Origin of the sequence: Rahnella sp. CFA14(1/10) (assembly GCF_004195095.1) — a bacterium.
Lineage (GTDB): Bacteria > Pseudomonadota > Gammaproteobacteria > Enterobacterales > Enterobacteriaceae > Rahnella > Rahnella perminowiae.
Genome location: NZ_SEWS01000009.1, coordinates 273,561 through 298,037 on the forward strand (window position 1 = coordinate 273,561; position 24,477 = coordinate 298,037).

Consider the following 24,477-nt stretch of genomic DNA (forward strand, 5'->3'; position numbering starts at 1 on the left):
ATGACGACTTTAACCCGATTCTTCCCCGGCGACCGCATCATCCGCTTGCAGTTGCTGATTATCGTTGTTGTTGCCGTATTGTTCTCATTTACGCTGGGCGGCAGTTTTTACAGCATCGGCAATTTCCAGTCGATCTCCTCGCAATTGCCGATTCTGGGCATGCTGGCTCTGGGGATGGGCATCACCATGCTCACCGGTGGTATCAACCTCTCGGTGATTGCCGGGGCAAATGCCTGTTCGCTGGCAATGGCAGCCATTCTGGTGGCGCATCCGGGTCAGCCGGAATATTTCGCGCTGGCGATGCTCGCCGGTCTGGCCGTTGCGGTGGTGACTGGCGTACTCAATGGCGCGCTGATTGCGTATATCGGAGTTTCACCGATTCTGGCAACGCTCGGCACCATGACGCTGATTGCCGGGCTGAATATTCTGCTGACCAACGGCGCGGTGATTTCCGGCTTCCCGGCGGCAATCCAGTATCTCAGCAACGGCAGTCTTTTGGGCATTCCGGTCGCACTGCTGTTATTCCTGCTGGTGGCGCTGTTGTTATGGGTATTACTCGAACACACCACACTTGGCCGCAGCTTATATCTGATGGGTTCCAACGAACAGGCCACGCGGTTCAGCGGCGTCAATACCCATAAAGTTACTATCGCGGTGTATGTGCTTTCCGCCCTGCTCGGCTGGGGTGCGGCATTGCTGATGATGTCCAAATTTAACTCGGCAAAAGCAGGTTACGGCGACTCCTATTTGCTGGTGACCATTCTGGCCTCCGTACTCGGCGGGATTAATCCCGACGGCGGTTTCGGCCGGGTCATCGGGCTGGTACTGGCACTGATCGTCCTGCAAATGCTGGAAAGTGGCCTGAACCTGATGGGGGTAAGCAGTTATCTGACAATGGCTCTGTGGGGCGGCGTTCTGATCCTGTTTATCGCTCTGCAAAACAGAAAATCTTAAGCGAAAGCTTTTTACCGAAGGGAAAGAACATGGCGAGTTATTTTATTGGAGTCGACGTAGGTACCGGCAGCGCCCGCGCGGGTGTCTTCGACATGACCGGCCGCATGGTTGGCCAGGCCAGCCGTGAGATTACGTTATACCGCCCGAAAGCCGATTTCGTCGAGCAATCGTCCGATGAGATCTGGCAATCTGTCTGTAACGCCGTGAAAGATGCGGTTAATCAGGCTGACATCAACCCGATCCAGGTGAAAGGTATCGGCTTCGACGCCACCTGTTCGCTGGTGGTGCTGGATAAAGAAGGTAAGCCGCTGACCGTCAGCCCGTCCGGGCGCAGCGAGCAAAACATTATTGTCTGGATGGATCACCGTGCCATTACCCAGGCCGAGCGCATCAATGCCACCGGTCACCGCGTGCTGGAATTCGTTGGCGGGATTATTTCACCGGAAATGCAAACGCCGAAATTGCTCTGGCTGAAACAGCATATGCCGACCACCTGGAACAACGTCGGTCACCTGTTCGACCTGCCGGATTTTCTGACCTGGCGCGCCACACAGGACACCACGCGCTCGCTGTGTTCCACCGTCTGTAAATGGACGTATATCGGCCATGAAGACCGCTGGGATCCAAGCTATTTTCGCCAGATCGGGCTGGAAGATTTGCTGGAAAACAACGCGGCGAAAATCGGCAGTGAAGTAAAAACCATGGGCGAGCCGCTCGGGCATGGTCTGACACAGCGCGCCGCCGCAGAGATGGGGCTGATGGCAGGCACCGCCGTCAGCGTTTCTATCATTGATGCCCATGCAGGCAGCCTCGGTATTCTCGGTGCCAGCGGCGCATCCGGTGAATCGGCCGACTTCGATAACCGCATCGCGCTGATTGGCGGCACTTCCACGGCGCACATGGCGATGTCCCGCAGCGCACGTTATATCGGCGGCATCTGGGGGCCTTACTACTCGGCTATTTTGCCAGATTACTGGCTGAACGAAGGGGGGCAATCCACCACCGGCGCGCTGATTGACCATATGATTCAGTCGCATCCGTGTTATCACGATTTACTGAAACAGGGTAAAGACAGCGGCAAAACTATTTACGAAGTACTCAACAATATTTTGCGAAAAATGGCCGGTGAACCGGAGAATATCGCCTTCCTGACCAAAGATATTCATATGCTGCCCTACTTCCACGGCAACCGTTCACCGCGCGCCAACCCGACGCTGACCGGTACGCTGACCGGTCTGAAACTCTCGCGTACGCCGGAAGACATGGCACTGCATTATCTGGCCACCATTCAGGCGCTGGCGCTGGGCACCCGCCATATCATCGAGACCATGAACCAGAGTGGATATCGCATTGATACCATGATGGCAAGCGGTGGTGGCACCAAAAATCCGGTGTTTGTACAGGAGCACTCCAACGCCACAGGCTGTGCAATGTTGTTACCGGAAGAAAGCGAAGCGATGTTACTCGGCAGTGCCATGATGGGCACCGTTGCGGCCGGCGCATACGACTCGTTGCCGGAAGCGATGGCGGCCATGAGCCGCATCGGCAAAACGGTCACACCGCAAACCAATAAAATCAAAGAGTATTACGATCGCAAATACCGTGTGTTTCATGAGATGTACCACGACAGCATGAAATACCGCCGCCTGATGCAGGGGGAAACCCAATGAATGCGGAGGATGAATTTGCCCTGGCGTGCCAGGGCTGGCAAACCTACAGCCAGGAATTGCTGGCATTACGGCACAATCTCGATGCCGATATCTGGCAGCAGTTACTGACCCTGATCACCGGCTGTAAGGGCAAAATTGCCGTCAGCGGCGTCGGGACGTCGGGCATTGCGGCGCGGAAAATCGCCCATATGCTGGCATGCGTCGAACAACCGGCGGTATATCTCAGCGCCACCGATGCCGCCCATGGTGATTTAGGCTTTATGCGCAGCGATGACCTGATGATTTTAATTTCCCGGGGCGGAAACTCTGAAGAACTGACGCGTTTGTTACCGGCGCTGAAAGCCAGGGGCGTGGCGATCATCAGTGTGACGGAGAATACGGATTCGGCGATCGCCCGTGCCGCCACGCTGGTGGTGAAAACACATATTGAGCGGGAAATCGACCCGCTCAATATGCTGGCTACCACGTCCATCATACTGGTGCTGGCGGTGTTCGATGCGTTGTGTGGCAACATCATGCTGCGCAACGGCTTTGATCAGCAGCGGCTGCTGAAAGTCCATCCGGGCGGAAATGTCGGTAAAATCCTGCGCGAACAGGATGTGTGAAACCATTCTCACCTTTTAATTTCTTCCGCCACCAGCGCTGCCAGAATGGAGACGGCACGCGCGGTGTGCGGTCCCCATTCGAAAGAGGTATTAATGCGCATGCAATGGCTGAAACGCGCGTCGGCGGAGAACATGGTGCCGGGCGCGACGCTGACGCCTTTTGCCAGAGCGCGCTGATAGACCCGTGCCGCGTCCACGTTATCGCCTAAATCCAGCCATAAAAAATACCCGCCGGCGGGTTGCGTCACTGTCACCTGCGCCGGAAACTCAGCCAGGATAGCGTGACGCATCGCCATCTGGCGTTGTTCAAGCACACGGCGCAACCGCCGCAGATGGGTATCGTAGCCGCCCTGCTGCGCACCTTTTTGCATATAATCGGCTAATGCCAGCTGAACCGGCACACTGGCCGATAATGTACTCATCAGTTGCAGGCGTTGAATACGTTCGGCATAAGCCCCCGCCGCCACCCAGCCTACGCGAAAGCCCGGTGCGAGAGATTTCGAAAAAGACGAACAATGCAGAATTTCGCTGCGGTATGACGAGGCTTTCAGCGGCACCGTCCGTTCACTGTCAAAGTACAGTTCGCTGTAGACATCGTCCTCTATCAGCGCCACTTTATGCGCCTGAAGAATACTCACCAGCCGTGTTTTTCTCTCCGGCGGCAAACTGCATCCGAGCGGGTTCTGAAAGCTGGACATCAGCCAGCAGGCTTTGATGGGATAAATTTCCAGCGCCTGTTCCAGTGCCTCGGGATCCATGCCGCTACGCACGTCAGTCGGAATGGCGACGGCTTTTAATTTACGCCGCTCAATCGCCTGCAATACCCCGTAAAAAGCCGGCGATTCGATAGCCACCCAATCCCCCGGCTCGGTCACAACCTGCAAACTTAACCCGAGCGACTCCATCGCACCTGACGTAATGACAATTTCATCGGGTGCCACTTCAATGCCGTTTTGCGCATAACGCTGCGCAATGCTGCGACGCAGTTCTTCATTACCCGGCGGCAGATTTGCAGTGGCGCTGTGTGGCGACATCCGGCGGACGGCGCTCGCCAGGGAGCGAGCCAGACGTGGTTGCGGGAAAAGTGTCGGATCAGGAAACGCGGAACCAAGCGGCACCACGGCGGGATCTTGCCCGGCTTTAAGAATATCGAAAATAGCGTCATTGACGTCCACCTGCTCTGCGGCATGTAAACGCCCGTCGGGAGAAGGACGCACCGGTCGCTGCCCCCCCGCCGCCACGAAATAGCCGGACTGCGGACGTGCGACAATCACACCCTGACTTTCCAGCAGCTGATAGGCCTGCAACACAGTCATCAGACTCAGGCCAGACTGTTTACAGGTATCACGCAATGAAGGCAGCCGTTCGCCCGGTAACCAGACCTGCGTATCAATTTGTCTGCGCAAGGTACGCGCCAGCGTTTCATAACGGGATTGAGTCATTATCCATCAGCACTGTTATAGAAAGTGTTAATCAAAAGATAACTATTATACCTGATTTTGCGCTTTCCCTCTGACGTAAACTGCTCATCAACAGCGACGAACATTTAACAGAGAGTTATGGCGGCGAAAGATTCACCATGATAATGTTTGAATTCACCGCATTACTCAGATTTATCTGAGCTTCCTTTCACACCTGTTCGTGCAACCTTACGCTTTCTAAACACTTTCTCCACGATCGCTGGAAAAGTAACACTCCGCCTTTCACTCTTTTACATCCACACCGCATTACTATTCATTGGATTGAGTAGACTTGTTTTCGTCGAAACAAAACGGGCGAATTGCCTGAATCTCCAATGAGGAATTTAATTATGCGTAAACTTACCGCAATGATTGTGGCTTCAACTCTGGCTCTGAGCTCCGCTTCTTTCGCATTTGCTGCTGAAACCACCGCGACACCGGCCACTGACGCCACGACCGCCACGCAAGGCAAAATGCTGCATCATAAAGGACCGCAGCATATGAATCCGTTTGCGGGCCTGAACCTGACTGAACAGCAGAAAACACAGATGAAAGAAATCATGAAAGACAGCGGGGCGCGCCCTGACCGTGCAGCCATGAAAGCCCAGATGGATCAGATGCACAACCTGGTGGCGACCGACAGCTTCGATGAAGCTAAGGTAAAAGCGCAAATTGATACCATCACTAAAGCGCAGTCTGACCGCATGCTTGACCGTGCCCGTGCTGAGAACAAAATGTATAATCTGCTGACACCAGAGCAGAAAAAACAGTTCAATGAAAACTATCAGCAACGCGCCGCCAAAATGGAGCACATGCGTGACCACAAACCAGGCCAGGAAAAGTCAGCAACCGCTGAATAATCCTTAACCTGACAGAATAACCGGCCCATCGTGGCCGGTTTTTTTTGCTTTTTTACTTCCCCGCCACAACTTTGCTGTTATCCGCCCCGTCTGGTTTGCGCAAAGCGCCAGCCGCATCACATTTTCATCTTTAACTTCATACTTTTCTGTTTAAAAACATTATTTTTGAACAATAATTTAACAAGGTCGCAACCAAATATAACCAGGCGACCCCTACCTCTGCACATCACACTCTCGACATAAAAAGTGGCGGGCTCTCACCGGACCCCTCATAAGGAGTTGTACATCATGAAAAGCGTCAAGTCCGGGATAACCTGGCTGGTGGTGGCGTTAATCGGGGCTTTTGCCTTTGGGATGCTGGCCCTCAGCCGTGGCGAACATGTTAATGCTCTCTGGCTGGTGGTCGCCGCTATTGCCTGTTACAGCATTGCTTACCGCTTCTACAGCCTGTTTATCGCTGAAAAAGTTTTTGAACTCAACGACAAACGCATGACTCCGGCCGAGCGTCACAATGACGGGCTGGATTACGTACCGACCAATAAATGGGTCTTGTTCGGCCACCATTTCGCGGCCATCGCCGGAGCCGGTCCGCTGGTAGGCCCGATCCTCGCCGCACAAATGGGTTTTCTGCCGGGCACGATCTGGATCCTGGTCGGCGTGATGCTGGCCGGTGCGGTACAAGACTTCCTGATACTGTTCATTTCTACCCGCCGCGATGGCCGCTCTCTGGGGGAAATGGCCAAACAGGAACTGGGGAACTTCGCGGGCGTTATTACTATGCTCGGCGCGCTGGGCGTGATGATCATCATCCTTTCCGCGCTGGCGTTAGTGGTGGTCAAAGCACTGGCCGACAGTCCGTGGGGGCTGTTCACCATTGCCGCAACCATTCCGATTGCCCTGTTCATGGGCATCTACATGCGTTTTCTGCGTCCGGGAAAAATCGCTGAAGTGTCGGTGATTGGTTTTGTGCTGATGATGCTCGCCATCATTTACGGCGGCAATGTTGCCGAAGACCCGTTCTGGGGACCGTTCTTTACCCTGCACGGCACCACCCTGACCTGGGTGCTGGTGATCTATGGATTTATCGCCTCGGTATTGCCGGTCTGGCTGCTGCTGGCACCGCGCGATTACCTCTCCACATTCCTGAAAATCGGGGTTATTGCCGGGCTGGCCGTAGGCATTGTTTTTGCCATGCCGGAGATGAAAATGCCTGCAGTATCGCGCTTTATCGACGGCAGCGGTCCGGTGTTTTCCGGCAGCCTGTTCCCGTTCCTGTTTATCACTATCGCCTGCGGTTCGATTTCAGGTTTCCATGCGCTGGTCTCCAGCGGTACCACACCGAAACTGATTGAGCGCGAAAGTCATATCCGCTTTATCGGCTACGGTGCGATGCTGATGGAATCCTTCGTGGCGATCATGGCGCTGATTTGTGCATCCGTTATCGACCCGGGTGTGTATTTTGCCATGAACTCTCCGGCGGCCCTGATCGGGACCACGGTAGAAAGCGCCTCGCAGGTGATTAACGGCTGGGGCTTTGTGATCACGCCGGAAATTCTGACGCAAATCGCCAGAGATGTCGGCGAGCAGTCAATCCTTTCCCGCGCAGGTGGCGCGCCTACCTTCGCCGTCGGGATGGCTCACATCATCACCGATGTGTTCAACAGTCGTGCGATGATGGCCTTCTGGTATCACTTCGCTATCCTGTTCGAAGCCTTATTTATTCTTACCGCCGTGGATGCCGGTACCCGCGCCTGCCGCTTTATGGTGCAGGATCTGGTGGGTGTCGCGGTGCCTTCTTTAGCCAATAACCGCTCGTGGATTGGTACTTTCGCCGGAACTACCGTCGCGGTTGCAGGCTGGGGCTTCTTCGTTTATCAGGGCGTCGTCGACCCGCTAGGCGGCATTAATACCTTGTGGCCATTGTTTGGTATCGGCAACCAGATGCTGGCTTCGATGGCGTTGATTCTGGGCACGGTGGTGTTGTTTAAAATGAAGAAGCAGCGCTATGCATGGGTCACCATTTTGCCCACTATCTGGCTGTTTATCACCTCGATGACCGCAGGCTGGCAGAAGATTTTCCACGAAAAACCATCGATTGGTTTCCTGGCGCAGGCCAAGAAATTCGGTGCCGGTATCGACAGCGGCGAAATCATTAAACCCGCCAAAACGCTGGCGGACATGCACACCATCGTACTGAACAATCAGATCAATGCCCTTCTGTGTGGATTCTTCATGCTGGTAGCGGTCACCATGTTGATTTCAGCCTGCTTCGTGATCCGCCGTGCGCTGCAATCAGACACGCCGACAGTGCATGAAACCGCTGTTGTACAACGTCGTGAGGCCCGCCATGTCTGATTCAAGAGCATTATTCAAAACACCGCGGCCTGCGGTGTTACAGGTTATCCGCTGTCAGCCGTTATTCACGGTGCAGCCAAAACCACACAATGTGGCCGGCTGGCTGAGGCTGGCGATAAAACGTACCGCACAGAGTTTTCGCCTGATGGTCGGCGTGCAGGATTATCAGAATTATGTCCGCCACATGGCCGTCAGACATCCGGAAATGACACCGATGACTGAACGTGAATTCCACCGGCGATGTCTGGAGGCGCGGTTCCCGAGCGAAGGGGGGAAGATGGGTAAATGCCCGTGCTGATAGTGAGTTGAACGCCTCAGCTTAAATGGCGATTTTCTTTCTCAGGAGCAGACGTCCGGATGTGGTTTTCTGGCTTTACGCCTCCCCTTTTCAGGGGAGGTCGTCTTAAACTATCAGCTCGCCACTAACATCGGTTCCATCACCGGCGCGGTCTGCTCAAAGACCAGTGACAACAGGATTTTTTTCACCGCCATGGCTTCCTGCGATAATGCCAGCGTTTCACAAACGCAGAGCGACAGCGGAACCTGAATTGCCGGGCCGCTGATACATGACATCCAGGCTTTGGCCGGGCCGGTCATGGCACGGGCCGCAGATTCAGGCAAAATAGTGGCACCCAGTCCGCTGGCGACGGCGGCGGTCAGTGTGGCTGAAGATTCAATTTCACCAATGATATTGGCACTTAAACGGCGTACCGCCATCGCATCATCCACCAGACGGCGGGTAATATTATGTGAGCGCGGCATAAACAGGTTTAGCTTTGCCACATCACTCAGTTCGACATATTTCCCCGGATTCGGCACGGAGTGTGCCCCGACGAGATACAAATCTTCTTTCATCAGTGGCTGACTGCTCAGCCCGGAAGCGATGCCGGAACCGTAAAAAACCGCCATATCCATACGCCCGTTAATCACCAGGTCCCCCAGGGCAGTGCCGAAATTCTCGTTGAGATACAACAGAATCCCCGGATGTTGTTTGCGAACTGCCTGCAACAGCGGCAGCGCCAGCCCGGAGGCAGCAGTGCCCGGCGCAAGACCGACGGAAACCTGTCCGCTAAGCGATTGTCCGGCGTTGTTTACGGCACTGTGGATTTGATCACACTGACGCAAAATGGCCTGCGCATGCGAATAAAGAATATTACCGGCTTCGGTGGGAGTGACGCCGCGCTTAGTGCGAATCAGCAATTGTTGCTGCAATTCCCCTTCCAGCGTCGCCAGTTGCTGGCTTAATGCCGGTTGGGCGATGTGCAGAACATCAGCAGCCTGCGTCAGGCTGCCAATATCGACGATTTTCACAAAGTACTTCAGACGTCTGAGATTCATCTCTGTCTCCATCTTACGCGAAAGGGATAACCCTGGGCGGTCGTTGTTGATGTGAATAATAAGTGTGACTAATAAAAGCAAGATTTACGCCAATCTCCGGCACGTGAATTAAAAACCCCCATTACTGGTGCTAATCCACGAAAATATAAGAGAAAACTATTACACGGGAAAAATAGGCGACAGAAGGCGGGGATAAAATGGAGGATCATGACATACGGCTGCAAAAGAGGCCTGCACCAATATCATGCAGACTTATAGGTTATCTTTAAAAATTAGCAGGTTTAATAACAGCGATGCCACGAAACAGATTCGCAGCATCACTTCCTGACGTAGCGTTTATATTGACGGGATCATGCCGCCATCGACGCGGATCACCGAACCGGCCATATATGACGCCTGCTGACTGGTAAGAAACGCCGCCACAGCGCCATGCGGCCCTGGATACCCAAGTCCATCACTTTTTCCTCTTGTTTATGTAAGACAAAAACAGCGGATCACCCCACTTTACCGACTTTGTTAAGCACCATCTGATAAGCCGATTGCAGGTGGCTGCGCATCATGTCCGCCGCCGCTTCCATCCGCCCTTCCAGCACGGCGTCGATGATCGCGACATGCTCCTCGCACCATTCGCGCACACGCTGTTTATTGGTGTAACTGCCGAACTCCAGCAGGCGGCGCAGCCGGTTTTGCTGCTGAATTGCCTGTAAAACAAAAATATTGCCGCTGAACTCCGCCAGCATTTCATGGAAGGTGGCGTCCGTTTCGAAAATCTGACGGCCATCAACGGCCAGAATATCTGGATGAGTAATCAGATAAATATGCTGCATCCGCAAGCGGCGCAGCGCGCTTTTATCGGCGTGATAACCTGCCGCCATTAGCGCGCCTGGCTCAATCATCAGACGGAATCCGTAGCCGTTACTCAGCGCTACATCGGTATTCAGGGTCGGTAAGAATGACCAGCCATGCCCCTTGTTGCGGGCGATCAACCCGTCTTCCGCCAGACGCAGCAACGTGCGCGCCAGCACACCACGATCAACGTCATAGCGCTGGGCGATTTCCGTCTGCGTCAGGGAATCCGGCAACTTTCCGGCGATACGGTCTTTGACCAGTTGCTCGTATAAATCCTGATCATTACTGGCAGGGATATCAATGCTGATGCGCTGAAGTTCGTCGAAGGCTTTCAGCAGGAAAAAACCCTGATTGCGTCGCGCTTCGATAATTCCTAACTCACACAGTAATTTCAGGGCAGTACGCACCGGCGTACGTGAAACACCGAGCATATCAGCCAGTTGTTGCTCCCTGAGATGATGACCTGGCTCAAATTTTGCTTCACGTATCAGGTCAAGGATTTGGTTTGCCAGACGCCTTCCGCTGGCTGTCGTAGATTGGGTCATGGAATAGCAACACCTGAAAGTATTTGTTGTTTAGGTTTGTACAATATCACAAGCCTTGAGGATGGTGAAGTCTGGTTATAAATCCCCCAAATCGTGCAATTAATGCACCAAAAAAGAGCCTTGACTCACAAATTTAATTGTATTTAATGAGACACAAAGAGCAATCCTGCTCATGGGAAACTGGAGTCTGTCATGTCAAAAAAAGCTTTTTTGCGTCGATATGCCGCCGTCTCTCTGGCCGCTATTTGCCTGAGTGCTCCGTTGTTCAGCCAGGCTGCTGCGCCGGCGCTGGTCAGTAAAGGTCATCTGACGTATGGCACCGCCGCCACGTTCATGCCGTTTGAATTTACTAAAGACGGCAAGCTGACCGGTTTTGATATCGATCTCATCACCGCCCTGTCGGAAAAACTGGCGCTGACACCGGAACCGATGTCGATGGAGTTCAAAGGACTGATCCCCGCGTTGCAGGGCAAACGTCTCGATATCATCAACTCAGCGATGTACATCAACCCGACCCGTTCTGAGCAGGTGGATTTTGTGCCGTACCTGAAAATCGGCAGCCGCGTCATTGTGGCGAAAGGCAATCCGGAAAAAATCACCGGTCGTGATTTGTCCCTGTGCGGCAAAAACATCGCCGTGACGCTGGGCGGCATTGAAGAAAGTCAGGCGCGTGCAGACAACCAGAAATGTCTGGATGCTAAAAAACCAGCGCTGACCGTGCTGACCTTCCCGGCTGCCACGGATTCTGCCGTCGCAGTGGCACAAAAACGTGCTGATGCAGAATTCCTGTCAACGCCGGGTGCTGTGGCACTGCTGAGCGAAAAAGGCGATACCTTCGAAGCCGTCGGTGCTGAGTTTGAAGCAGACACGCACATCGGTTTTGCCGTGCGTAAAGGCGATACCGAAATGAAATCGCTGCTGGAAAAAGGCCTTCAGGACGTGGTGAAAGACGGAACTTATCAAAAAATCATCAGCAAATGGCAGTTCCCGGCTTCGGTGTCCATTTTCTGAAACCGTAATGTTAAGTAAAGCGTTGCCCTGACATTGAGGAAAGTTCATGTCACTTGATCTTGTTTGGCAATACCTGTTCTCACAGGCGTTCTTTCAGGGCGCATTAATGACCTTGTTATTAACGGTGTGCTCGCTGTTCTTTGGCATTATTGCGGGGCTGGTGCTGGCCCTGCTGCAGGAATCCCGCTTCAGGGCGGGATCCGTTCTGGCCTTCTTCTATCTGTGGTTGTTTCGCGGCACACCGGTGCTGTTCCAGATTATTTTCGTTTACAACGTTCTGCCAACCTTCGGCCTGCGCTTCTCCGCTTTCACCTGTGCGGTGATGGCGCTGTCCTTAAATGAAGGGGCGTATATGGCGGAGATTTTACGCTCCGGCTTACAGGCCGTGCGCAGCGGGCAGCGAACTGCGGGGATGGCGCTCGGCATGACTCAGGGCCAGATCATGCGCAAGATTGTGCTGCCACAGGCCGCGCGCATCGTGCTGCCGCCGATGGGCAATCAGATGATCAGCATGCTGAAGTCGAGCGCACTGGTGTCGGTGATTGCCGTACAGGAACTGCTGCTCATCGCCAATCAGACCGCCAGCGCCAGCTTCCGATATTTCGAAGCACTCTGCGCCGCAGGTATTTACTACCTGGTGCTGACTTCCGTTTTCATGGTCGGACAGGCCTGGCTGGAGCGTTCGCTTGATCCGAAAAAACGCAAAAAACCCGCGCTGTCACTGACTGAACGCCTGCTGCGCAGCAGCACGCCAAACTGAGGAGAAGTCCGTGAGTCAATCCAAACCGGTTCTGGAAATCATCGGCGTCGATAAACATTTTGGCGCACAACACGTTCTTAAAAACTGTTCCCTGAATGTGGTTCAGGGCGAAACCGTGGTGCTGATTGGTCCGTCAGGTTCAGGCAAATCTACCCTGCTGCGCTGCATCAATTTACTGGAGCCGATCCAGGGGGGTTCGATTTTCTTTCGCAATCAGGACATCACCCACGCCAGTATCGAGCCGCATAAATTACGCCGTGACATCGGCATGGTGTTCCAGAACTACGAACTGTTTTCCCATCTGACGGCGGCCGAAAACATCATGCTCGCGCCGATGACCGTGCTGGGCGTCAGCCGCAGTGAAGCCGGGGCACAGGCCCTGGAACTGCTCGGCAAAGTACGAATTCCTGATAAAGCCGATTCGTTCCCTGATGAACTTTCCGGCGGCCAGCAGCAACGTGTTGCCATTGCCCGTGCACTGGCAATGAAACCCAAACTGATGCTGTTTGATGAACCCACCTCTGCGCTTGACCCGGAAATGATCCGCGAAGTGCTCGACGTGATGGCCGATCTCAGCGCCGAAGGCATGACCAGCATTGTGGTCACGCATGAAATGGGCTTCGCGAAACGTGCAGCCAATCACATCGTCTTTATGGAAAACGGCGAAATCATCGAAAACGCGACCGGCGAAAAATTCTTCGGCGGCGATGTCAGCCTGCGGGCACAACGTTTCTTAGATCAAATCTTGCATTGATCCTTTTCAGCACCCCCAAAACATTTATGGCGCCCTCACCAGGGACCTGACTTTTGCCACAAAACTGTTTTTCAGGAGACACCGATGAGTCTTTCATCGCCCGATATCAGCAGAATGAAACGCGACCTTGCCGCACTGGTGGCGATCAATACCGAAAACCCGCCGGGACGTGAACGCGAGGCAGCAGAGCTTATCAGCGCCATGCTGAGCGACATCGGCTTCGACATGACGCTCAGCGAGTACGCACCGGGACGCACCAACGTGATCGGCAGGCTGGCAAACGGCAGCGGCCCGTGCTTTGCCTTTAACACCCACATCGACGTCGTACCGGCCGGTGAAGGCTGGCAGCAGGATCCGTTTACCCTCACCGAACGCGACGGGCGGTTGTATGGCCGCGGAGCCTGCGACGCTAAAGGCCCGCTGATCGCCATGATCGAAGCCATGCGATGGCTCGCGGCCAACCGCAATGACTGGAGCGGCACACTGATGGCGATTTTTGTCGCCGACGAAGAAGTCGCCAGCGAAGGCGCGAAGTTTTATGTGCGTGAAGCTCCGGCGCATATCGATTACGTGGTGATCGGCGAACCGACCTCCAACACCACATACTCGGCGCACAAAGGCAGTTTACGTCCGCTGGTTCGCGTTCATGGCGTCACCGCGCATTCCGGCACACCGGAGCTGGGGGAGAACGCTATTTTCCGTACCGCGCAACTGCTCGGTCTGGTGGAAGAAACGCATGAACATACCGTGCGTTGTCGCTGTCATCCGCTGGTCGGTAACGCCAGCCTGACGGTCACGCGCATTAGCGGCGGACATGCCGATAACGTGCTGCCGGGCGCCTGCGAATTATTGCTCGACCGACGGATGGTGCCGGGCGAAGACGAGAACGCCGTGAAACAGGAAATTCAGGATTTACTGCAACTGGCGCAGGAAAAATTCGGTGTGCGCAGCGAAATACTCACCTACAAACCGACCACCGGCGGTGCGACCGAAACCGATTCTGACGATCCGATTGTGCGGGCGGGCGTTGAAGCCTGCGCCGCGCAGGGCAATCCTGAACCCGGACCGTTCGGTTTTCAGGGGGGATGCGATCTGGTGCATTTTCGCAGTCTGGGCACTAAAGGCATCATCATCGGCCCCGGTTCGCTGGCCGTCGCGCATAAACCTGATGAATTTATCCCCATCGATGAATTCGTGGCAGGCAGCAAAATTTACTGCGATGTCGCCTTAAAAATGCTCAAACGCTGAGGGGAAAACAGTGAAAGCGACCTTATATCGCGCCGACCTGCGGTATCCGCATCTGCAACTTTATACCGCCTCGTCGGGCCGTGTGCCGGGGCTGGACACCTTGTATCTGCTGCTTGAAGACAAAAACTTCAACGGGCTGGGCGAAGTGCGCATCAACATGGCTTATCTCAATGGTTACAGCGCCGAACGGGTGTTGAGTGATGCGATCCGCGCGTTGCAGCAACTGGATCTCAGTCAGCCTGCCAGCACAATTTTGCTCAATCTGCCGCAACGGCTGACGGACTTTCTGGCACCGACACGCATGTTGCTGGATATCGCGCTGCATGATCTGATCGCGCGTCAGGAAGGCATCAGCGTGGCGCAACTGGCCGGCGCAGATAATAGCGAATCAGTGAGTTATCACACCAACCAGACGCTGTTCTGGACGCCGATGGCGCAGATGCTGCAACAGGCGACGGCGTATGTGGATCGCGGTTTTACACAGCTTAAACTGCGCGTCGGCGTGGCTTCGTTCGAAGAAGATGAAGCACGGCTCAGTGCGCTGCGCCGACGTTTCGGGCACGAAATCAGTTTGTCCGCAGATGCCAACGGCCAATGGCAGCCGGAAGCGGCCCGCAGCCATTTAATCTCGCTGGCGAAGTTTGAAATGAGTTATCTCGAACAGCCGGTTTCTGACGCGAATGCGCACTATTATCCGGCGCTGGCCGAAGCCAGCCCGGTGCCACTGATGCTCGATGAAAGCATGAGCAGCGAGGCAGATTTAGAACGCATTTTGCGGCTGAACGGTAAGATTATGGCACATCTCAAACTGGTCAAAATGGGTGGCATTGCGCCGACAATGGCTGCCGCACGACGTCTTACGGCAGCGGGCGTGCCATTCATGATTGGTCAGATGAACGAAGGCGGTGCCGCTACCGCCGCCGCACTGCACGTCGCCCGAGCCTGCCAGCCTGCTTATGCCGAACTTTACGGTGCCGACGGACTGGGCAACGACCCGGTTCACGGCCTTTCCTATCATCAGGGATTACTCAGCAGCCCGCCGGGCGCGGGGCTGGGTATCCACTTCACCCCTTCCCGTACAGAATTCATTCAGGAGTTTGAACAATGACAGCAACATCATTACCCGATACGGGCCGCATCGTGCCAGGCGCAGAATCTGCGTTTCACGAAGAAGAATATCGGCAGCGCATGGCGAAGGCGCGTCAGTTACTGGTGAAAGCCGGTCTGGACGTGATGGTGATCACCGGGCCGGAAAACATCTTTTACCTGACAGGCCAGCAAACACCGGGCTATTACACTTTCCAGACGCTGGTACTGCCGGTGGAAGGCGATCCGGTTTTCGTTATCCGCCAGTTGGAGTATTTCAACTTCATCTCCAACACCTTTATCCGCGATGCGGCGATTTACACCGATGGCGATAATCCGGTGAATTTCCTGCTCGATGTGCTGAAAGCGCGTGGCTGGATGAAGAGCCGGATCGGTATCGATAAACGCGGCTGGTTCCTGCCGATCGCAATATACGAAGCCTTACAGGCTGCAATCGGCACGATCCACGATGCGGCCGGTGTTATCGAACAACTGCGTGCCGTGAAATCAGCCGCAGAACTGGAAAAAATGGCGCACGCCGCCCGTTACGTTGACGCCGGCATGCTGGCAGGCCGCGCGGCGATTGCCGCAGGTGCGACAGAAAACGATCTGGTTTCTGCCATGATGGGCGCGGCGATTGCCGCCGGTTCCGAATATATGGGCATGGAACCGCTGGTCTCCAGTGGCCCGCGCACCGGTGTGCCGCACGGTACATGGCGTCGTCGTAAAATCGTCGAGGGTGACCCGATTTTCCTTGAAATGGCTGCCGCTCACGACCGTTATCACGCGGCCCTGATGCGCTCCGCCTGGCTCGGCAAACCGCCAGCCGTGGCGCTGGAAATGGAAAAAGTGTGCCAGGAAGCGTTGCAGGCTGCACTCGATGCCATCCGCCCGGGCGCGACATGCGAAGCGCCGCATCTGGCCTGTCAGGCCGTTATCGACCGCGCTGGCTACACAGATAACTTCAAAAAACGCACCGGTTATTCGATTGGTATTTCGTTCGCACCGGACTGGGGCGAAGGCGCGATCCTCAGCCTTTACAGCGGCATCACCACCGAATTACAGCCAGGCATGACCTTCCACATTCCGCCCGCATTGCGCATTTACGGCGAATTCACCGTTGGCGTTAGCGAAACCATTGTTGTGACTGAAACCGGCTATCGCGCCCTCGGCACAGTGGATCGTCCGCTGACCTTACTTTGATTTTGCTTTTAACCAGATGATGGGAATTGAATAAATGAAAGACATCAGTGAAAGTCAGGCGCGCCTGAAAGGTATTTTTAATATTACCGTGACGCCTTTTACGGCAGGCGGTGAGTTTGATTTCGCCGGGTTATCCCGCAACATTGAGCGGGTAATCGGCCTCGGTTATGACGGCATTTTGATTGGCGGCACGTACGGGGAATTCCCGGCGATGACCGCAGACGAACGCGCCACGCTATTCCGCCATGTGATGGAAGTGGTGGGTGACCGCGTGCCGGTGATGTTGTGCAGCGCAGGTTCAGATGCCCGCGTCGTGCGCGATTTAACACAACTGGCAGGCAATCTGGGTGGCCTGCCGATGGTCACGCCGCCGTTTGTTTCTGAAGTGACTGACGCGCAAATTATCAGCTTCTTTAAACAGATGGCACCGTTATCACGCACCGGAATTCTGGTGTATAACGCACCGGGCATCGGCATTACGTTGCCGCCGGTAGTGCTGGAGCAACTGGCAGACATCAACGGCGTGGTGGGTATCAAACAAGGTGACCTGAACCCGACGGCCATCGATCAGATTGCCAGCCGTCTTGGCGGGCGTCTGCGCCTGTTCTGCGCCTCCGATCTGGCATTTTTAGGGCCGATGATGTGTGGTTTTGACGGCATCAGCACCACGAACAGCGGCGCACTGCCGGAAATTATTCTGGCAACCTATCGTGCGCTGGAAAGCGGCGATGCCAGCACAGCCCGCGAACTGCACCGTCTGTGGTATCCGTACCGGGCGCTGGCCCGCCGTTTCGGTCAGCCTCAACTGGTGAAAGCGGCCATGAATCTGCGCGGTTTTGATGGCCACCATGTCCGCGCCCCGCTGAGTGATCTGCAAGCTGATGTGATCGGGCTGGTGGAGCAGGAACTGCGCCGTCTGGCCGCCGACCCGCGTTCCGGCGTCACACTGAAGTAGTCCACTTTAAGCAAAAATCCCCGTCTTTGAAGGCGGGGATTATTCATGGTGCCGTTAATTTATCCGTGCTGTGCTGACGCCGCTTGCAGAAAAGCTATCAGCAACGGGTGAGGTTTCACGGGCAGTGATGACAACTCCGGGTGGCCCTGTACGCCGAGGTAAAACGGATGGCGTGTGAATTCGATTCCGTCAGCAATCTTGCCGGTGGCATCGGTCCCGCTGATCAGTAATCCGTGATTTTCCAGATCCGGTTTCAGTTCAGGTGCAAGGTGAAAACGGTGGTTGTAGCGCACGATAAATTCATCGCCAAGAATATCATGCAACCGGCTGCCGGGGCGGGAATGCATCCGATGATCCCCGAGGCGGTGCACCGGAAATGCTGGCATATCCGTCAGCGGCACAAAAGTTTTAATATCAGCATCAGGATCCGCTTCCGCCAGACTGGCTTTCGCAGAACCCATCATGTTCTGCACGATGGCCGTCGTCATGGTTTGCATGCCCAGGCACAGCCCGAGAACAGGAATATTGCGATTGAGGGCATAATGCGCGGCACAAATCTGTCCGGCCACATTACACATCGCGGAGCCGCCCGGCAGTAAAATGCCATCGACGTTTTCCATCACCTCATGCAGATGATCTTCCAGCACCTGGGGCGCGGCATATACAATATCAAGCGACACGGATAAAGCATCCGCGGCATCACCCAGCGCAGCGAGCGTGGCCGGATAGGTCGTGCACTGCTCGGACTGCGCGCCGACCAGCGCGATACGCAGCGAAGTGGGGGTTTGTGACGGCGTATCGTGGTTTATCCAGCGCCCATAACGATCACGCCACCAGTATCCGGCGGCTTCATCCGTCAGTCCGTGCCGTCTGAACACATACCCCTGATTTTCGCGTTCAACCGTAATCAATTCATAGTCAAACGCGTTTTCGCGAACCTGCCGTGCCATTTGAGTGAACTGAATGATCTGCGTTGGCCCGAGGGGGATCACCATATCCCCGGTGCCATACGTCTTCAGCAATTCCTCCAGCTTCATCACCTTACCGGCACTTTGCAAAATCAGCCGTTCTGCCCAAAGCAACCCGCTGGTGACCAGTTGCCCTTCACCCACGACGTGCTGACAGGCATCAGGATAGTGTGCGGTATCCCAGCTCACCGGCAGATGTGCCAGCGGTAAATTTTTTTGTGCCGCCAGTATTGCCGCCATCGCGCCGTACAGCGATGGTTCAGGTGTGTCATGTGCAACAAAAATAAAAGCCATAAGACAACCTTGAAATATAAATGAAAAGTTCAGACAGCCCGCAGGCTCATCGCCAGCAATACCCCGCTGCCCTGCCGTTTTCGTCAGTAAAATACAGCTCAGTACGCAGAAATCATGAGCAAAGCAAAAAGAAGAATGGTAAGTTTAAATTGGTTTTAATGATTCACATAATACAATTTTGTTATTGTTCATACAGGGGAAACAATGTCTGCTGAATTTCTTGCACCTCGTTTGCGTCGTGTGCGCCCTTCGCCGACAGCGGTGATTTCCGACCAGGTTCGTGCGCTCAGCGCGGCGGGTACTGATGTCATCAACCTGGGCGAAGGTGAACTGGATTTCGATACTCCCGCACATATTAAGCAAGCCGGCATCGACGCGATTGTACAAGGTGACACAAAATACACTGCCGTTGCCGGTACCGCCGCGCTTAAACAAGCCATCATGGCTAAGTTTAAGCGTGAAAATAGGATCAGTTACCGCCCGGACGAAGTCATCGCGGGCAGTGGCGCCAAGCAACTCATTTTTAACGCACTTTTGGCCACCGTTTCGTCTGGCGATCAGGTAATTATTCCTGCCCCTTACTGGGTGTCTTATCCGGATATGGTGGCACTGTCGGAAGGTGAAACGCGGATTGTTCATTGTCTGGAAAGTGATGGCTGGAAATTGCAGCCGGAAGTTTTAGCCGCCGCAATCACCCCGAAAACACGTTGGGTAATCCTCAACTCCCCGAACAATCCGACCGGTGCAGTCTATTCAGCTGCCGAACTCCACGCACTGGCCGCCGTTCTGCTGGAGCACCCGCAGGTGCTGGTGATGGCAGACGACATCTACGAACAAATTTGTTTTGTGCCCGGTATTTTCGCCACACTCGCCGAAGTCGAGCCTCGTCTGAAAGAACGTATCCTGACCGTAAACGGTGTTTCTAAAGGTTATTCAATGACCGGCTGGCGTTTGGGTTATGCAGGCGGCCCCGCGTGGCTGATTTCTGCCATGCAAATTTTGCAGTCGCAAAGCACTTCCAACCCCAGCTCCATTTCTCAGGCCGCGACTGTTGCCGCTCTGGAACAGGGCAATGAATTCATCGCAGAATGGATCGACATCCTGACGCACCGCCGCGCCTTGATCATGAACTGCGTGAATGCCATTGACGGCCTCAGTGCCGAAGCGCCGCCGGGCGCATTTTACGTTTTCGCTAATTGTCAGGGGATGTCAGGTAAAACGACACCTTCAGGTGATATTCTCAAGACAGATGAAGATTTTGCCGCTTATTTGCTGCAATCAGGCCACGTTGCCACGCTTCAGGGTTCTGCTTTTGGAGCGCCGGGTTATCTGCGTATTGCTTATGCCATTGATGACAACCGGTTGCAGGAAGCCTGCGAGCGGATCACCCGCGCTTGTCGCGCATTGCGTTAAGACCGAAAAATACCTGACTCAATATGAAAGCGGGCCTTTTTGACTCTATTCTCAACAAGTTGGCTAAAGTACCAGCAAACGCACGCATTTATACAGTTTCCCCTTTGACATGCCACGGGGCAGTCGTTATTATTCGCCCCGTTCCAACGATTCCTCTGTAGTTCAGTCGGTAGAACGGCGGACTGTTAATCCGTATGTCACTGGTTCGAGTCCAGTCAGAGGAGCCAAATTTATGTTTTCATGCATCTTCACGAATCTTTATACGATTTAGATTCAACGAGTTAGTGTGAAAAGTCTTCCCGATGCATTTTTAGTTTTCCCTCCGCATCGGGAGAATTTGGTGGTCAGATTTGGGGTCATGTTGGTTCGATGACGGAGTGACCCCCAAATGTCTCTTAACGACACAAAAATCCGCAGCTTAAAGCCATCCGCTAAACCTTTCAAAGTTTCCGATTCTCATGGCCTGTACCTTTTAGTCAATCCAGCCGGTTCACGTCTCTGGTATCTCAAATATCGTATCAATGGTAAAGAATCCCGCCTCGGCCTAGGTGCCTATCCCGACGTATCTTTGGCTGATGCCCGTCAACAACGTGACGGTATCCGTAAACTCCTCGCGCAAAATATCAATCCAGCACAACAGCGCTCCGCTGAAAGAGCCACTTCCACACCAGAAAAAACTTTCAAGTATGTGGCACTGGACTGGCATAAAAGCAACCGAACTTGGTCAGAGAACCACGCAACCCGCCTGCTTGCCAGCATGAACAACCATATCTTCCCGATAATTGGACACCTGCCGGTCACAGAACTGAAAACCCGCCATTTTATCGACCTGCTGAAAGGGATTGAGAAAAAAGGTCTGCTGGAAGTCGCAGCACGTACCCGGCAGCATATGTGCAACATCATGCGTCATGCCGTACATCAGGAGTTGATAGAGCACAATCCGGCAGCAAATCTGGACGGTATCATCGCCCCTCCCGTTAAACGCCACTACCCTGCCCTTCCGCTGGAGCGACTGCCGGAGCTTTTGATTCGTATTGAGGACTACCAGCAAGGACGAGAGTTAACCCGCCTGGCAGTATCACTTACTCTGCACCTGTTCATCCGTTCCAGCGAACTGCGTTTCGCCCGTTGGTCTGAGATCGATTTCAAAAATAGAATCTGGACCATTCCTGCCACTCGCGAGGCCATTCCCGGTGTCCGCTACTCCGGGCGTGGTGCAAAAATGCGCACTCCACATATCGTTCCACTCTCCCGTCAGTCCATTGCTATTCTGAAACAGATACGGGAAATATCCGGGCATCAGGTACTGGTATTCCCCGGCGATCATAATCCGTATAAACCGATGTGCGAAAACACGGTCAATAAGGCGCTACGCCTGATGGGTTATGACACAAAAGATGAAATCTGCGGCCACGGGTTTCGGGCAATGGCCTGTAGTGCCCTGATGGAGTCTGGCCTGTGGGCACAGGATGCGGTTGAACGGCAGATGAGTCACCAGGAACGCAATAGCGTTCGAGCAGCCTACATCCATAAAGCAGAATATCTCGATGCCCGTAAAGCGATGATGCAGTGGTGGTCGGATTATCTGGATATGTGCCGGAAAGCGTATGCCCCACCTTATATTTGTGGGAAGGAAATCAGTTGCACAATGGGATAACCACTCTGACAAAATAAACCACAAAAATAACCGTATCAGTCTGTACTGGTACGGCATTTTTCTAGTTTCAGTTCGGATAAATTGTTAAGCCGTTTATGAGCATCGTCAGCCAGACTGTCCAGCGTGAATCGAAAGTGTGAAGTCCGCTTCTCATACAGAACTATCCACGGAAACGTATTAGGCCTGTTATGAGCGAGGAGCAGACCTTGGCACATATGATTAATATTCATATGATTAATATTCATAGCAACTAATTTAAAAGATAACTACCGACGCTGTAGCTATTCAGCGGTTTCAATAGCTTGACTTGTCCACTACATTTACAATGTGTCATCACGACTTGAGCTCAACAGTTTAATCAGTCATCTTAAGGAATCGTCTCAACTGTTTATTTTTGATAGTACGGGTACAACACTTTTTTACTGTAAGACTTAATACACACACTTCAAAAGGGTTGGCTATGCGTTTGAGTAAAGTTCGAGTGCAAAACTATCGGAGCATCATTGATACCGGTGAGTTTGATGTTGAAAGGCTTAAAACAATTCTAGTTGGCCCAAATGAAGCAGGTAAAACAGCCATTCTTCAAGCTATTCAACAAATTAACCCACCAGTAGGCACTAAAAAATTCAAACCCTTACGCGACTACCCAAGAGCTCAATATACCAAAATCAGCCGAGGGGACCTGGATCCGAATGAGGTGGAAGTAGTCACTGCAGTCTTTGAACTTGAAGAGTTTGATTTAGAGCATGCACCAGAGCAAATCAAGGGCAGTCCAATCAGTTACACCTTCACTCGGTATTTAAACAATAATGCGAGTCATGGTTTAATAGGTTTCACATCTCCAACTTACAATGACGTCAAAAATGACCTGATAAGACTGACTGCTCATTTAGATCGGTCGTCTGCTGCAGGTGAAGCAAAACCGCATTCAGAAAGCCTTAGTAAAATAACGAATGGCTGGGCACAAAATAAATCTTTATATACTGATTCTGCGATTTTAAAAAAGTGGCTGGAAGATAAGCTTCCATTTGTTGATGAAGAAGATGAGAAAGAGGTTACGCGTTGGGAAGTAATTGATTCAAAATTGAATTTATCAATTGCTATCTGCAGTTTTCTTGAATATCTAGACAAGAACAAGCCTGTATTTGTACTTTACAGCAATTACTTCCGAGTTAAGCCTATCATCCATTTAGGAAATCTTGCTAAACGGCTTGAATCTAACAGCCTTGATGATGATGCCTATGATTACGGCAACAGTTGTCTGCTCAGATTGCTTGGTTTTACTGCACAGGAACTTTCTGAACTCGGAAAAGCATCCGATCCAAGCCACACTTCGACTGATCTTGAAAGCTTCAGAGAAAGACTCGACCAGCGTAGCTATGAGCTCAATGCGGCCAGTGTTGAATTGACTCAGCAAATAATCAAAGTATGGAACCCTGATGATAACAAAGCAGAGGCAAGCAGGCTTAAGCTGACTGCCGACGGACAATATCTAAAAGTAGTTGTCGAAGACAACATAGGCGTTGAGGTTGAACTCGATCAGCGCTCCGAAGGTTTTCAGTGGCTAGTGTCGTTCTTCATAGTGTTCTTTGCTGAGGCTAAAGGTAAACATAAGAACACAGTTCTCCTATTAGATGAGCCAGGAGTTAGCCTCCATGCCCTGAAGCAAAGAGAGTTTAGAAAAACTATCTCATTACTTGCCGATAACAATCAGACTTTATACTCAACTCATTCACCATTTCTAGTTGGCCCGGATGAACTCGATATTGTGAGAGTTGTGGAACTGACCGATAGGACTGTTGGTACGAAAGTACACACAACAGTCTCCTCCAGTGATCCTGCAGCGCTGTTACCGCTACAGGAAGCGCTTGGATATGATTTAGCTCAGAGTCTATTTGCCAACCAGCGTAATTTGATTTTAGAAGGTTTGACAGATTATTGGTATGTCGAAGCCATATCCGGCCTGCTTAAGGATGGCGGAAAAACATTTTTGCACGAAAAGATCGCGCTTGTACCAGCCAACACAGCAAGCAAGGTCGTCTATTTCGCGACAATTCTTACTTCACACAACCTAAAGGTCGCGGCTTTACTTGACTCAGATAATGCTGGTGATCAAGCAGCAAATCAGGAAATTCTGGTTCACCGTCTCAGCAATAAAAGAATCCTTCGAACATCAGATTTTACAGTTCCTAAAATTGAAAAAGCAGAAATCGAAGACCTGCTCAGAGATACATTAATCGGAATAGCCAAATCTGAACTAAATTGGGATTTAACCACGGCGATGGCAAGCGCTGGGGATAAGCCTATTATCAATTTGTTCCAAAGTGAAATTGGCAAAGATTTTTCCAAATATAAGTTAGCTAAGGTGACCTGCCCCCAGGATTAGATACAACCGTCAGTTAGTAATGTCGGTTTGTTTACCTTCACATTTTCCATTTCGCCACCGTGCTGCAAACTCTGATGGCGTCAGATAATTCAGTGCCGAATGTGGA

20 protein-coding genes and 1 tRNA gene are annotated in these 24,477 nt (G+C 53.0%); 17 read left to right on the forward strand and 4 right to left on the reverse strand.

Features of this window, described 5'->3' with window-relative positions:
* The 3 genes from EVX52_RS19110 to EVX52_RS19120 are packed head-to-tail and all read left to right on the forward strand — an operon-like array spanning position 1 to position 3,229.
* A complete protein-coding gene (locus EVX52_RS19110) occupies positions 1-954 on the forward strand; it encodes an ABC transporter permease (RefSeq protein WP_129952620.1) in 954 nt (317 codons plus the stop codon).
* Positions 955-983: 29 nt separating this feature from the next.
* The gene (locus tag EVX52_RS19115; RefSeq protein ID WP_129991901.1) at positions 984-2,624 is read left to right on the forward strand and encodes an FGGY-family carbohydrate kinase; all 1,641 of its coding nucleotides are present in this window, start codon (positions 984-986) and stop codon (positions 2,622-2,624) included.
* On the forward strand, positions 2,621-3,229 hold the full coding sequence (locus EVX52_RS19120; RefSeq protein ID WP_129991902.1) for an SIS domain-containing protein: 609 nt from the start codon (positions 2,621-2,623) through the stop codon (positions 3,227-3,229). Before EVX52_RS19115 ends, EVX52_RS19120 begins: the two co-directional genes overlap by 4 nt.
* A gap of 8 nt (positions 3,230-3,237) precedes the next feature.
* Here the strand turns inward: EVX52_RS19120 and EVX52_RS19125 are convergent, their stop codons facing one another.
* Entirely contained in the window at positions 3,238-4,671 is a 1,434-nt protein-coding gene (locus tag EVX52_RS19125) for a PLP-dependent aminotransferase family protein (RefSeq protein ID WP_129952617.1), read from the reverse strand.
* A gap of 368 nt (positions 4,672-5,039) precedes the next feature.
* Here EVX52_RS19125 and spy point away from each other — a divergent pair, with 368 nt between their 5' ends.
* The 3 genes from spy (at position 5,040) to EVX52_RS19140 (ending at position 8,202) form a co-directional block, all read left to right on the forward strand.
* On the forward strand, positions 5,040-5,549 hold the full coding sequence (spy, locus tag EVX52_RS19130) for an ATP-independent periplasmic protein-refolding chaperone Spy (RefSeq protein ID WP_129952616.1): 510 nt from the start codon (positions 5,040-5,042) through the stop codon (positions 5,547-5,549).
* Between the two features lie 288 nt (positions 5,550-5,837).
* On the forward strand, positions 5,838-7,904 hold the full coding sequence (locus tag EVX52_RS19135; RefSeq protein WP_129991903.1) for a carbon starvation CstA family protein: 2,067 nt from the start codon (positions 5,838-5,840) through the stop codon (positions 7,902-7,904).
* The gene (locus EVX52_RS19140) at positions 7,897-8,202 is read left to right on the forward strand and encodes a YbdD/YjiX family protein (RefSeq protein WP_129952614.1); all 306 of its coding nucleotides are present in this window, start codon (positions 7,897-7,899) and stop codon (positions 8,200-8,202) included. The genes EVX52_RS19135 and EVX52_RS19140 overlap by 8 nt, the downstream gene beginning before the upstream one ends.
* Before the next feature lie 113 nt (positions 8,203-8,315).
* On the opposite strand, the gene nac is transcribed toward EVX52_RS19140, so the two are convergent.
* Complete coding sequence (gene nac, locus EVX52_RS19145) at positions 8,316-9,242, reverse strand: nitrogen assimilation transcriptional regulator NAC (RefSeq protein WP_129991904.1); 927 nt, start codon at positions 9,240-9,242, stop codon at positions 8,316-8,318.
* Between the two features lie 494 nt (positions 9,243-9,736).
* Entirely contained in the window at positions 9,737-10,636 is a 900-nt protein-coding gene (locus tag EVX52_RS19155) for a GntR family transcriptional regulator (RefSeq protein WP_129952612.1), read from the reverse strand.
* A gap of 192 nt (positions 10,637-10,828) precedes the next feature.
* Here EVX52_RS19155 and EVX52_RS19160 point away from each other — a divergent pair, with 192 nt between their 5' ends.
* The 7 genes from EVX52_RS19160 (at position 10,829) to EVX52_RS19190 (ending at position 17,653) form a co-directional block, all read left to right on the forward strand.
* Positions 10,829-11,647, forward strand: coding sequence for an ABC transporter substrate-binding protein (locus EVX52_RS19160; RefSeq protein ID WP_129991905.1), 819 nt, complete (start codon positions 10,829-10,831; stop codon positions 11,645-11,647).
* A gap of 46 nt (positions 11,648-11,693) precedes the next feature.
* On the forward strand, positions 11,694-12,407 hold the full coding sequence (locus EVX52_RS19165; RefSeq protein ID WP_129991906.1) for an amino acid ABC transporter permease: 714 nt from the start codon (positions 11,694-11,696) through the stop codon (positions 12,405-12,407).
* 10 nt (positions 12,408-12,417) lie between these two features.
* A complete protein-coding gene (locus EVX52_RS19170) occupies positions 12,418-13,161 on the forward strand; it encodes an amino acid ABC transporter ATP-binding protein (protein ID WP_129952609.1) in 744 nt (247 codons plus the stop codon).
* An 84-nt stretch (positions 13,162-13,245) separates the two neighbouring features.
* Entirely contained in the window at positions 13,246-14,409 is a 1,164-nt protein-coding gene (locus EVX52_RS19175) for a M20 family metallopeptidase (RefSeq protein WP_129991907.1), read from the forward strand.
* Between the two features lie 10 nt (positions 14,410-14,419).
* Positions 14,420-15,517, forward strand: coding sequence for a mandelate racemase/muconate lactonizing enzyme family protein (locus tag EVX52_RS19180; protein ID WP_129991908.1), 1,098 nt, complete (start codon positions 14,420-14,422; stop codon positions 15,515-15,517).
* Positions 15,514-16,698 carry a Xaa-Pro peptidase family protein gene (locus EVX52_RS19185; protein ID WP_129991909.1) on the forward strand — a complete coding sequence of 395 codons (1,185 nt, stop codon included), beginning with the start codon at positions 15,514-15,516 and terminating at the stop codon, positions 16,696-16,698. The genes EVX52_RS19180 and EVX52_RS19185 overlap by 4 nt, the downstream gene beginning before the upstream one ends.
* Before the next feature lie 34 nt (positions 16,699-16,732).
* Positions 16,733-17,653: a dihydrodipicolinate synthase family protein gene (locus EVX52_RS19190; RefSeq protein WP_129952605.1), complete on the forward strand. Its 921-nt coding sequence runs from the start codon at positions 16,733-16,735 to the stop codon at positions 17,651-17,653.
* Positions 17,654-17,712: 59 nt separating this feature from the next.
* On the opposite strand, the gene EVX52_RS19195 is transcribed toward EVX52_RS19190, so the two are convergent.
* On the reverse strand, positions 17,713-18,915 hold the full coding sequence (locus EVX52_RS19195) for a gamma-glutamyl-gamma-aminobutyrate hydrolase family protein (protein WP_129991910.1): 1,203 nt from the start codon (positions 18,913-18,915) through the stop codon (positions 17,713-17,715).
* A 204-nt stretch (positions 18,916-19,119) separates the two neighbouring features.
* Here EVX52_RS19195 and EVX52_RS19200 point away from each other — a divergent pair, with 204 nt between their 5' ends.
* The 4 genes from EVX52_RS19200 (at position 19,120) to EVX52_RS19215 (ending at position 24,371) form a co-directional block, all read left to right on the forward strand.
* A complete protein-coding gene (locus EVX52_RS19200) occupies positions 19,120-20,328 on the forward strand; it encodes an aminotransferase class I/II-fold pyridoxal phosphate-dependent enzyme (RefSeq protein ID WP_129991911.1) in 1,209 nt (402 codons plus the stop codon).
* Positions 20,329-20,479: 151 nt separating this feature from the next.
* Positions 20,480-20,555, forward strand: a tRNA-Asn gene (locus EVX52_RS19205).
* Positions 20,556-20,716: 161 nt separating this feature from the next.
* Positions 20,717-21,985 carry an integrase arm-type DNA-binding domain-containing protein gene (locus EVX52_RS19210; protein WP_129991912.1) on the forward strand — a complete coding sequence of 423 codons (1,269 nt, stop codon included), beginning with the start codon at positions 20,717-20,719 and terminating at the stop codon, positions 21,983-21,985.
* Positions 21,986-22,445: 460 nt separating this feature from the next.
* Positions 22,446-24,371, forward strand: a complete 1,926-nt coding sequence (locus EVX52_RS19215) for an AAA family ATPase (RefSeq protein ID WP_240783488.1) — start codon at positions 22,446-22,448, stop codon at positions 24,369-24,371.
* Positions 24,372-24,477: the final 106 nt, after the last annotated feature.

Excerpts from the sequence above, each read along its gene's own strand:
- EVX52_RS19200 (WP_129991911.1), top strand. The coding sequence starts at position 19,120 with ATGTCTGCTGAATTTCTTGCACCTCGTTTGCGTCGTGTGCGCCCTTCG.
- EVX52_RS19195 (WP_129991910.1), bottom strand. The coding sequence starts at position 18,915 with ATGGCTTTTATTTTTGTTGCACATGACACACCTGAACCATCGCTGTAC.
- EVX52_RS19115 (WP_129991901.1), top strand. The coding sequence starts at position 984 with ATGGCGAGTTATTTTATTGGAGTCGACGTAGGTACCGGCAGCGCCCGC.
- EVX52_RS19160 (WP_129991905.1), top strand. The coding sequence starts at position 10,829 with ATGTCAAAAAAAGCTTTTTTGCGTCGATATGCCGCCGTCTCTCTGGCC.
- EVX52_RS19120 (WP_129991902.1), top strand. The coding sequence starts at position 2,621 with ATGAATGCGGAGGATGAATTTGCCCTGGCGTGCCAGGGCTGGCAAACC.
- EVX52_RS19185 (WP_129991909.1), top strand. The coding sequence starts at position 15,514 with ATGACAGCAACATCATTACCCGATACGGGCCGCATCGTGCCAGGCGCA.
- EVX52_RS19165 (WP_129991906.1), top strand. The coding sequence starts at position 11,694 with ATGTCACTTGATCTTGTTTGGCAATACCTGTTCTCACAGGCGTTCTTT.
- EVX52_RS19140 (WP_129952614.1), top strand. The coding sequence starts at position 7,897 with ATGTCTGATTCAAGAGCATTATTCAAAACACCGCGGCCTGCGGTGTTA.
- EVX52_RS19125 (WP_129952617.1), bottom strand. The coding sequence starts at position 4,671 with ATGACTCAATCCCGTTATGAAACGCTGGCGCGTACCTTGCGCAGACAA.
- EVX52_RS19210 (WP_129991912.1), top strand. The coding sequence starts at position 20,717 with ATGTCTCTTAACGACACAAAAATCCGCAGCTTAAAGCCATCCGCTAAA.
- EVX52_RS19190 (WP_129952605.1), top strand. The coding sequence starts at position 16,733 with ATGAAAGACATCAGTGAAAGTCAGGCGCGCCTGAAAGGTATTTTTAAT.
- EVX52_RS19110 (WP_129952620.1), top strand. The coding sequence starts at position 1 with ATGACGACTTTAACCCGATTCTTCCCCGGCGACCGCATCATCCGCTTG.
- EVX52_RS19215 (WP_240783488.1), top strand. The coding sequence starts at position 22,446 with ATGCGTTTGAGTAAAGTTCGAGTGCAAAACTATCGGAGCATCATTGAT.
- nac (WP_129991904.1), bottom strand. The coding sequence starts at position 9,242 with ATGAATCTCAGACGTCTGAAGTACTTTGTGAAAATCGTCGATATTGGC.
- spy (WP_129952616.1), top strand. The coding sequence starts at position 5,040 with ATGCGTAAACTTACCGCAATGATTGTGGCTTCAACTCTGGCTCTGAGC.
- EVX52_RS19155 (WP_129952612.1), bottom strand. The coding sequence starts at position 10,636 with ATGACCCAATCTACGACAGCCAGCGGAAGGCGTCTGGCAAACCAAATC.
- EVX52_RS19135 (WP_129991903.1), top strand. The coding sequence starts at position 5,838 with ATGAAAAGCGTCAAGTCCGGGATAACCTGGCTGGTGGTGGCGTTAATC.
- EVX52_RS19175 (WP_129991907.1), top strand. The coding sequence starts at position 13,246 with ATGAGTCTTTCATCGCCCGATATCAGCAGAATGAAACGCGACCTTGCC.